General features: G+C 72.3%; 9 protein-coding genes. 5 read left to right on the forward strand and 4 right to left on the reverse strand.

Annotated elements, in window-relative coordinates; translation table 11 throughout:
• Positions 1-36: 36 nt before the first annotated feature.
• The 5 genes from H4W31_RS01835 (at position 37) to H4W31_RS01855 (ending at position 5,398) form a co-directional block, all read left to right on the forward strand.
• The gene (locus tag H4W31_RS01835) at positions 37-1,140 is read left to right on the forward strand and encodes a hypothetical protein (RefSeq protein WP_192765046.1); all 1,104 of its coding nucleotides are present in this window, start codon (positions 37-39) and stop codon (positions 1,138-1,140) included.
• A gap of 53 nt (positions 1,141-1,193) precedes the next feature.
• Positions 1,194-2,597, forward strand: coding sequence for an O-antigen ligase family protein (locus H4W31_RS44085; protein ID WP_192765047.1), 1,404 nt, complete (start codon positions 1,194-1,196; stop codon positions 2,595-2,597).
• A 136-nt stretch (positions 2,598-2,733) separates the two neighbouring features.
• Positions 2,734-3,585: a glycosyltransferase family 2 protein gene (locus H4W31_RS01845; RefSeq protein WP_192765048.1), complete on the forward strand. Its 852-nt coding sequence runs from the start codon at positions 2,734-2,736 to the stop codon at positions 3,583-3,585.
• A complete protein-coding gene (locus tag H4W31_RS01850) occupies positions 3,579-4,418 on the forward strand; it encodes a glycosyltransferase (protein ID WP_318782978.1) in 840 nt (279 codons plus the stop codon). Before H4W31_RS01845 ends, H4W31_RS01850 begins: the two co-directional genes overlap by 7 nt.
• Entirely contained in the window at positions 4,415-5,398 is a 984-nt protein-coding gene (locus H4W31_RS01855; protein ID WP_192765049.1) for a glycosyltransferase family 2 protein, read from the forward strand. The genes H4W31_RS01850 and H4W31_RS01855 overlap by 4 nt, the downstream gene beginning before the upstream one ends.
• A gap of 45 nt (positions 5,399-5,443) precedes the next feature.
• On the opposite strand, the gene H4W31_RS01860 is transcribed toward H4W31_RS01855, so the two are convergent.
• The 4 genes from H4W31_RS01860 to H4W31_RS01875 form a co-directional block, all read right to left on the reverse strand.
• Positions 5,444-6,262, reverse strand: coding sequence for an alpha/beta hydrolase (locus H4W31_RS01860; RefSeq protein ID WP_192765050.1), 819 nt, complete (start codon positions 6,260-6,262; stop codon positions 5,444-5,446).
• A gap of 172 nt (positions 6,263-6,434) precedes the next feature.
• On the reverse strand, positions 6,435-6,761 hold the full coding sequence (locus tag H4W31_RS01865) for a hypothetical protein (protein WP_192765051.1): 327 nt from the start codon (positions 6,759-6,761) through the stop codon (positions 6,435-6,437).
• Position 6,762: 1 nt separating this feature from the next.
• Positions 6,763-7,656, reverse strand: coding sequence for a COG1361 family protein (locus H4W31_RS01870; protein ID WP_192765052.1), 894 nt, complete (start codon positions 7,654-7,656; stop codon positions 6,763-6,765).
• Entirely contained in the window at positions 7,656-8,345 is a 690-nt protein-coding gene (locus H4W31_RS01875) for a DUF11 domain-containing protein (RefSeq protein ID WP_192765053.1), read from the reverse strand. The genes H4W31_RS01870 and H4W31_RS01875 overlap by 1 nt, the downstream gene beginning before the upstream one ends.
• Positions 8,346-8,362: the final 17 nt, after the last annotated feature.

Here is an 8,362-nt window from a genome sequence, read left to right on the forward strand (position 1 = left end):
TCCTCAGCATTTCCGCGCATCCGAAGGGGCCGTCCGATGGACCTTCTCGACCTGCTGAAGCTCATGTTTCGGCGGTGGTACGTCTCGGCCCCGGTCGTCGTCGTGACGCTCGGTGCGGCGCTCGCCTTCGGCCTGGCGATCCAGCCGGAGTACAAGACCGAGGTCGCCATCCTGCTCGTGCCGCCGACCACCTCGGCCGCGGCTCCGGAGCCCGACGCCACCCCGCGCCCGGGAAACCCCTGGCTGCGGATCGGTGAGAACGCGATGGCCCAGGCGGTGCAGATCTCGATCTCGGCGCACGACGCCCGTACGAAGATCGCCACGGCCGGCGGTGATCCCGACTACGAGGTCGGGCTGGTCACCCGCAGCTCGATCCTGACCGTCGCCGTCGTGGCGGCGGACGAGGAGAGCGCCCGGAAGACCGTGCAGGCGGTGACCCAGTTGATCCACGACGAGGTCGCCGGGCAGCAGGCACAGTACGAGCCGAATCCGGGCGAACAGATCACCACCGAGGTGCTCGATCCCGGCCTGAACATCGTGCAGTCCCGGTCCAACGTGCTGCGGGCGCAGGTAGTGATCGCGGCCATCGGCGCGCTGCTGGCCGCCGTGTCGGCCGTCGTCTACGACGCGGTGGCCCGGCGCCGCGCCACCGCCCGGCTCGGGCAGCGGCGGGACGGCCGCGCCCCGGTGGCCTGGAACGGGAACGCCGGCCAGGCGATGGTCGGTGCGCCACGTCCCGCGGCGACCCCCACCGTGGCCCCGGCGCCCGCCGCCCGGTCGGCACCACCGGCCGGAGGAGCCGCCCGGGACGCCACCCAGCCCCTGTCGATGAGCGCCGCCCGCGCCAGGGCCGGATTCGGCCCGCCCGATCGGCACGGGGCGCACTCCGTCGGCGACGAGGGCACCGGGCCCGAGCCGGAGCAGCACGACGGTGGGCCTCCGGGCAACGACCGGAACGCCGGCCACACCGCCAACGGGCACGGCGGGCCGCACACCGCCGAGGATCGGGGCCCGGGCCGGACCGTCGAGCGGGCGGGTCCCGGCGGCCCGGCCCGGCCGGAACTCCGGCCCGGCCCGCATTCCGACGAGACCATCCTGCTGACCACCGTCCGCAACCCCGCCGACGATTCGTCCCAATGATCACCGGGAACCCCACGAGCGCCGGCTGACGGCGCACGGACGAGACGAGCGACGTGCCGACCTACCTATCCGCGCGGCGGTCCGACACGGTGTACGACGGCATCGCCCCCGCCGTACGCCACTTCCCGGATGCGACGGCCGCGGTCATCGCGTCGATCATGCTCGCCTACCTGCTCCCCTTCCGGCTGGTCTTTCCGCCGCTCAGTGACCTGGGCAAGCCGGGGCTGATGGTGGGGTTCGGGCTGCTGGTCTGGTGGGCGCTGAGTCGGCTGCACCCCACCCTGCTCACCCGGGGACAGCAGCCGATGCGCTGGGCGATGGCGATCTACCTGGTCAGCCTCTTCCTGTCGTACGTCGCCGGGCAGGGTCGGGGCATGCCACCGCTGGAGGCGAACGGCGCCGAACGGACCCTGCTGATGGCGCTGGCCGGTGCCGGGATCCTGCTCGCCGCGGCGGACGGGGTACTGACCCGGGAACGCGTCGACAAGGTGCTCCGGTGGTTCTGCTGGGGCTGCTCGTTCATGGCCTTCGTCGCGCTGACCCAGTTCATGTTCCGGATCGACCTGACGACGTACATGAAGCTGCCCCCGTTGCTGACCTTCCACAAGGAGGTCGTCGGGTTCCGCGACCGGGGCGGGGACGGGCTGGTCCGGGTCGCCGGCACCGCCGGGCACTACATCGAGTTCAGCGTGCTGATGGTGATCGGGCTGGTGGTGGCGATCCACTTCGCCCGGTTCTCGACGACCCGGCGGGACCGACAGATCTACGGGGCGCTGGCGATGTTCCAGGCCGGGGTCATCCCGATCTCGCTGTCCCGGACCGGCGTACTCGCCCTGGGCGCCGCCATCCTGTTGTTCATCCTGGTCTGGCCGCTGCGTACCACCTTCAACGTGCTGGTGGTCGGCTGCTTTCTCACCGCGTTGATCCAGGTCGTCCGCCCGGGTCTGCTGGCCGCGATCAAGTCGCTGCTGCTGGCCGGGGAGAACGATCCGAGCGTGCAGGCCCGGGTGGAGGACTACGACTACGTCACGCCGTTCATCCAGGAACGTCCGTGGCTGGGGCGTGGCATCGGCACCTTCCTGCCCGAGCTGTACCAGCTCCTCGACAACCAGTGGCTGACCACCCTGGTCCAGGGCGGCATCATCGGGGTGGTCGGGCTCGCCGCCTTCTTCCTCTCCGGTGTCGTGGTCGCGGGGCGGATCCGCCGGTTCGCCCCGACGGAGCGGGACCGGGACCTCGCGTCGGTGCTCGCGGTGGCGATCGGTGTCGCCGGGGTCTCCGGCTTCACCTTCGACTCGATGTACTTCACGACGTTCTTCATCACGGTGCACGTCCTGCTCGGCCTGACCGGGGCGCTGTGGCGGCTCACCAGGGCGGAACGCACCAACCGGATCGAGTCGGGCCGGCCTGGCCGGCCGACCGACGAATCCGGGCGGGCCATGGCGGAGACGTCATGACGGGGCGGAGACGTCGTGACCGGGGCGGAGACGTCGTGACCGGGGCGGAGACGTCGTGACGGGGCGGAGCGAGGCGGCGTCATCGTGACCGGGCGGAGCGGGAGGACGGCATGACCGAGCGGAGGTGGACGGTCGGATGACCGGCGACGGCGGCATCGACATCCTCATGATCACGTACGACCGACCGGAGTACGTCCGGTTGTCGCTGCCCCACCTGCTCCGTACCTGCCCTGCGGAGGCGAGGGTCTGGCTCTGGCACAACGGCACCGACCAGCCGACCCTGGACGCGGTCGAGGAGTTCCGCCAGCACCCACGGGTGCACCGGTTCCGGCACAGCCCGACCAACGCGGGACTGACCGAGCCCACCAACTGGCTGTGGCAGCTCGCGACCGGGAGTTACCTGAGCAAGGTGGACGACGACTGCCTGCCCGATCCGGACTGGCTGAGGATCCTGCGCCGGGCGCACCGGGACGTACCGGAGTTCGGTGTGATCGGCACCTGGCGCTTTCCCGACGAGGACGTCGACGACGACCTGGTCACGGCCAAGCTGGCCGACTATTCCGGCGGACACCGCCTGTTCCGAAACCACTGGGTGCAGGGCAGCGGGTACCTGCTCCGGCGCGAGACCCTGGACCAGGTCGGTCCGCTCACCGGAGGGGAGACCTTCACCGCCTGGTGCCTGCGCGCGGCCCGGCTCGGCTGGGTGAACGGCTGGTACCACCCGTTCCTGCCCGAGGACCACATGGACGACCCGCGCAGCCCGCACACCATCTACCGCACCGACGCGGACTTCATGGCCCGCCGGCCGCTCTCGGCCCGCCGTACCGGGGTGACCACCGTCGCGGAGTGGACGGCCCAGATGCGGCACTCGGCCCGGGTGGTCCAGGCGGCCCCGTTGGACCTGCGGGAATATCAGGGCTGGCGGCTGCGCCGACGCAACGCCACCCGGCGGATCCGGCTCGCGTTGACCGGGCGGGCACCGTGGTGACCAGCGTGGTCGTCGCCGCGCACAACGAGGCGGCGCTGCTCGGCCGGACCCTGCGGACGCTGTTGGCCGACGCCGAACCGGGCGAGTTCGAGGTGGTCGTGGTGGCCAACGGCTGTACCGACACGACCGCGGAGGTGGCCGGCTCGGTGCCCGGGGTCACCGTGCTGGAACTGGCCGCGCCGTCGAAGCCGGCCGCGCTCAACGCGGGTGACCGGGCGGCGCGGGGCTTTCCCCGGATCTACCTCGACGCCGACATCGAGCTGAGCACGACCGGCGCCCGCGCCCTCGCCGCCGCGCTCTCCGGGCCGGGTGTGCTGGCCGCCGCGCCGCGCCGCCGGCTGGACACCACCGGACGTCCCCTGCTGGTACGCGCCTACTACGCGATCAACGGCCGGCACCCGGCCTACCGCAACGCCCTGTTCGGTCGGGGTGCCATCGCGCTCGCCGAGGCGGGCCGGCGGCGGTTCGGGCCGTTCCCGGACGTCATCGCCGACGATCTCTTCCTCGACTCGCTCTTCGGGGAAGCCGAGAAACGGGAGGTGACCGAGGTGTCGACGCTGGTGGCCACGCCACGGCGGACCGCCGACCTGCTGCGCCGACTCGGCCGGGTCCGGGCCGGCAACGCCACCCTGCGCGCCACCGACGAGCAGGTCCGGCGGGCCCGCCGGACGTCCTGGCTGGTCGACGTCGTGCTGCCCCGGCCGTGGCTGATCCCCGCCGGGATCTGTTACGCCGCACTGACCGTACTGGCCGCGACGGCGGCCCGGCGGCCGGCCGCCCGTGGCCAGTGGGGACGGGACGAGTCCAGCCGGACGACGGGAGTGGCGCCGTGAATCCGGTGGTGAGCGTGGTCGTGGTGTCCTACGAGACCCGCGAGTTGATCCTGACCGCCCTGGCCACCCTGCGGAAGGCCTGCCCGGCCGAGCCGTACGAGGTGATCGTGGTCGACAACGCCTCGAAGGACGGCTCGGCGGCGGCGGTGGCGGCGGAGTTTCCGGAGGCCCGGGTCGTCCGGCTGGCCGACAACGTCGGCTTCGGCCGGGCCGTCAACGTCGGCGCGGCCCAGGCCCGGGGCGACTGGCTGCTGTTGCTGAACCCGGACACCGAGCCGGTCGGCAACGTCATCGGGGAGTTGCTGGAGTTCACCCGCGCCCATCCGGGTCACGGCATCTACGCCGGTCGTACCCTCGGGGTCGATGGCACCGACGACGGCCACTCGGTGTTCGGGCCGCCCTCGCTGTGGACCTTTACCTGCTTCGCCACCGGGTTGTCCAAGCTGTTTCCCCGGTCGCGGGTGTTCAACCGGGAGGCGCTGCCCTGGTTGGACCGGTCGACGCCGGTACGGGTGCCCGCCGCGTCCGGCTGCCTGCTGCTGGTCCGGCGCTCGCTCTTCGCCCAGCTCGACGGCTTCACCCCGGACTACTTCATGTACAACGAGGATCTCGACCTCTGCCTGCGGGCCACCGCGATCGGCGCCAGTCCGATGCTGGTGCCGACGGCCCGGGTGGTGCATGTGGGCGGTGCCGCGTCGACCAGTGCCGGCAAGCGGGTCATGCTGCTGCGGGGTCAGGTGACCTTCCTCCGGCTGCGCTGGTCCCGGTCCCGGGCGGCGGCGGGTCGGGCGCTGCTGCTGATCGGCATCGCGATCCGCGCTGTGGCCGCCCGGCTGAGCGGCCGGGCCGGCTACTGGCGGGAGGTGTGGCGGCAACGGCACGCCTGGCTGACCGGCTGGCCTCCGGCTGCCGAACTCGCCCCGGTGCAGGTCACCGAGCCGGTCCCACCGCCCGGCGGCCAGCCCGCCGCACCGCTGTGAACGGAGTCCGACCCACCGCATCGTAAAGAGCAGGTGGCGCGGTGGTCAGCCCGCGTCGGCGGGCCCGCCCGGGGTCGATCCAGGCGTCGGCAGGTCTGCGAAGGCAGCCACCGTCCGATCGGCGTACGCGCTGGCGTCGCCGGTCTCCATCGGACCGTCCCAGGTGGACGGCAGCGGTACCGGCGCTGCCGGATTGACCCGCCGGACCACCTCGTCGAGTACGGTCTCGGCGTCGCCGACCCAGAGGTGCTTGGCATCGGGTACCCCGACCACCTCTGCCTGCGGCACGGCCGCGAACCGGCGGCGGGCCTCGTCGGGCCGAAGGTAGTCGTCGAACTCGGGTACCAGCGCGGTCAGTGGCTTGCCGGACTCGGCCCACCGGGCCAGGTCGTCATCGGACGTGGTGCGAAGCGGCGGGGAGAGCAGGATCGCCCCGACGATTCCTGGATCGCAGCCGTGCCGCAGCGTCAGGTCGGTGCCGAAGGACCAGCCGAGCAGCCAGATGTTCGGCAGTTCGGCGAACTCGACGTACTCGATGGCCGCCGCCACGTCGAACCGTTCGGCGTTGCCGGCGTCGAAGGTCCCCTCGCTGGTGCCGCGCACGCTGCTGGTGCCCCTGGTGTTGAACCGCAGCACCGCGAGGTCGGCCAGCGCGGGCAGCCGCCAGGCCGCCTTGCGGAACACGTGGCTGTCCATCATCCCGCCGTGGGTGGGCAATGGGTGCAGGCAGACCAGGGTGGCTACCGGGTCCCGGTCGGCCGGCAGCGCCAGCTCGCCAACCAGGCGCAGGCCGTCGGCGGTGTGCAGCTCGATGTCCTCGCGGCGACCGGGCAGGATGCTGGAGGCGCGGATGGCGGGGCTCACCGGTCCAGTCTTCCCTGGAACGGCGGATCTTGTTGGCCGGGCCGGGGACACCGTGACGAAGATCCCTGAATGGCGTGCCGTCGGGACCTCCGGCCCGCCGGCAGGAAGATGTCCCGGCCAACCAGGTTCACCGGGACAATCGGGCATATCTGGCAGATAACTCGCTGAGATGTCAGCCGTAGCGGGGTGCGTTGCGCGAACGCTCCACCGCCGGGCCGCGCCGGTCACGGGCCCGCCAGCAGCCGGTGTGCCAGTGCCGACGATCCGTCAGATCCCCCCGGCCGTCGGCGGGCCAGGCCACCAGGTGGGCCACCCCCGGGCGGATCTCGTGCGCACAGCCGGGGCAGCGGTACGTCTTGGTCGCCGCGCCGCCCGGGATGGCCCGTACCTGCCACTCCCCGTCCCGCCAGCTCTGCACGGATTCGACGCCACGACGCACCCGGTCGCCATCCACTGGGGCGGCGTCGTCGGGGCGCGGGCGGTTGCGACGCGGACTCACGTCAGCAAGGGTACGGGCGGCTCCGCATCCGGCGCCGGAGCAGTAGCCAGCCCAGCAGCAGCACGAGGACGAGTGCCACTCCGGACCCGATCAGGCGCACCGGCAGGATGACGATCGTGGCCGTCGCCTCCCGGGTCACCCCGTCCGGGCCGGCCGCCGCGACGGTGACCCGGCAGACGCAGAACAGCGGAGGATCGGCCCACCGGGTGCTGATCTCTCGGTCGGCGCCCCGTAACAGGGTGAAATCGGGAAACGGGACAGTTTCCCCCGCAACCTGGGCCTGAAGCCTGCCGTCCCCGACGAACTCGCGGCGCACGGTGCCCGCATTGCGTACCGTCGCCGTGAGGGCGAGCGGACCGTTCACGGCGAAACCCGGCGCGCGAAGGCCGGTGACGTCGACCGACTCGACGGCCTGGCCGGGCACCGTGACGTACACCGGTGCGCCGACGCTCCGACGCACGCCGACGCCGGCCCCACCGGGCCGGGGCGGCACCGAGAAGATCATCGCGACCTGGTGCTCGCCGGGTTCGGCAGTGGCCGGCAGGGCGATGTGCAGGCTCACCTGCCGGGCCGCTCCGCCTTCCAGCCGGAAACTGTCCGGCCGCGCGGTGACCCACTCGACGGCCGAGTGGGGCGCGTCGGGCCGGAACCGGAGTTCTCCGTCGCGTCCGGCCGTGAAGCTCGCCTTTCGGACGAGGATGTCGATCGGGGCCCGACCATGGTTGGTAACCGTGAACTGCCTCGGCCGTTCGATCTGGTCCGCTGGCACGATCACCCGGGTCGGGCTGACCGTCAGCGCGAAGTCCGAAGGCTCCGACGGTTGGCCTGACGCCGGGGCGGCCGATGCCAGCGTGAGCATGACCGGGAGGACGATCCGCGCCACCCTGGTGCGCATCAGTCGACGCTGAGCGCGCTGGCGACGGGCTCGGCCGGGTCGGAGCGGGGCGCGGGCACCTCCCGGTGCTCCAGCCGGCGCCGGCGCCGACGCCGGGCGATGACGACGATCGCGGCCAGCCCGCCGACGACGGCCAGTGCCCCTGCGGCGATGCCATACCAGATTCCGTCGGAGCCGGACCGGTCGACGCGGGTGACGGCGGCACCCGCCGGGAGGAGGTCGGAGTGCGTCGCGCAGACCAGCGGCTTGGCGCCCCCCTTCACGGTTGCGCAGGCCACGGTGGCCAGTCGAAGCACCTCGTCGGGGGTCTGGCCGACCCGGGCGACGGTGGTGAGGGTGGATTCCTTGCCCGCCTTCAGGTTGACCGACCAGGTGACGCTGCCGGCGCGGGCGGTACCGTCCCGGTCGGCGGAGACGAGGGTCAGGCCGGCGGGCAGGCTCTGGGAGATCTGGAGCGATCTGGTCTCGGTGGTGCCGAGATTGCGGACCCTGACCTTGTACGTCAGTTCGTCGCCCGCCGCGACGGCGGTCCGGCCGTTGTCCACCGCGATGCTGAGCAGTGGCTGTTTCGCGTCGGCCGTCGCCGAAGGTTTCGGTGCCACCTCACCTTTGGGCGGCGACATTGCGGCTACCGGCGCCGCGATCGCCCAGGCGACGAGCGCGGTCGCAAGGACAGCGATGCTTGGCATGATGCTCCTTATGACGG

Origin of the sequence: Plantactinospora soyae (genome assembly GCF_014874095.1) — a bacterium.
In the GTDB taxonomy this organism is placed as follows: Bacteria; Actinomycetota; Actinomycetes; order Mycobacteriales; family Micromonosporaceae; genus Plantactinospora; species Plantactinospora soyae.

Coding starts and splice junctions, on each gene's coding strand:
- H4W31_RS01875 (WP_192765053.1), bottom strand. CDS start 8,345: ATGCCAAGCATCGCTGTCCTTGCGACCGCGCTCGTCGCCTGGGCGATC.
- H4W31_RS01835 (WP_192765046.1), top strand. CDS start 37: ATGGACCTTCTCGACCTGCTGAAGCTCATGTTTCGGCGGTGGTACGTC.
- H4W31_RS01870 (WP_192765052.1), bottom strand. CDS start 7,656: ATGCGCACCAGGGTGGCGCGGATCGTCCTCCCGGTCATGCTCACGCTG.
- H4W31_RS01845 (WP_192765048.1), top strand. CDS start 2,734: ATGACCGGCGACGGCGGCATCGACATCCTCATGATCACGTACGACCGA.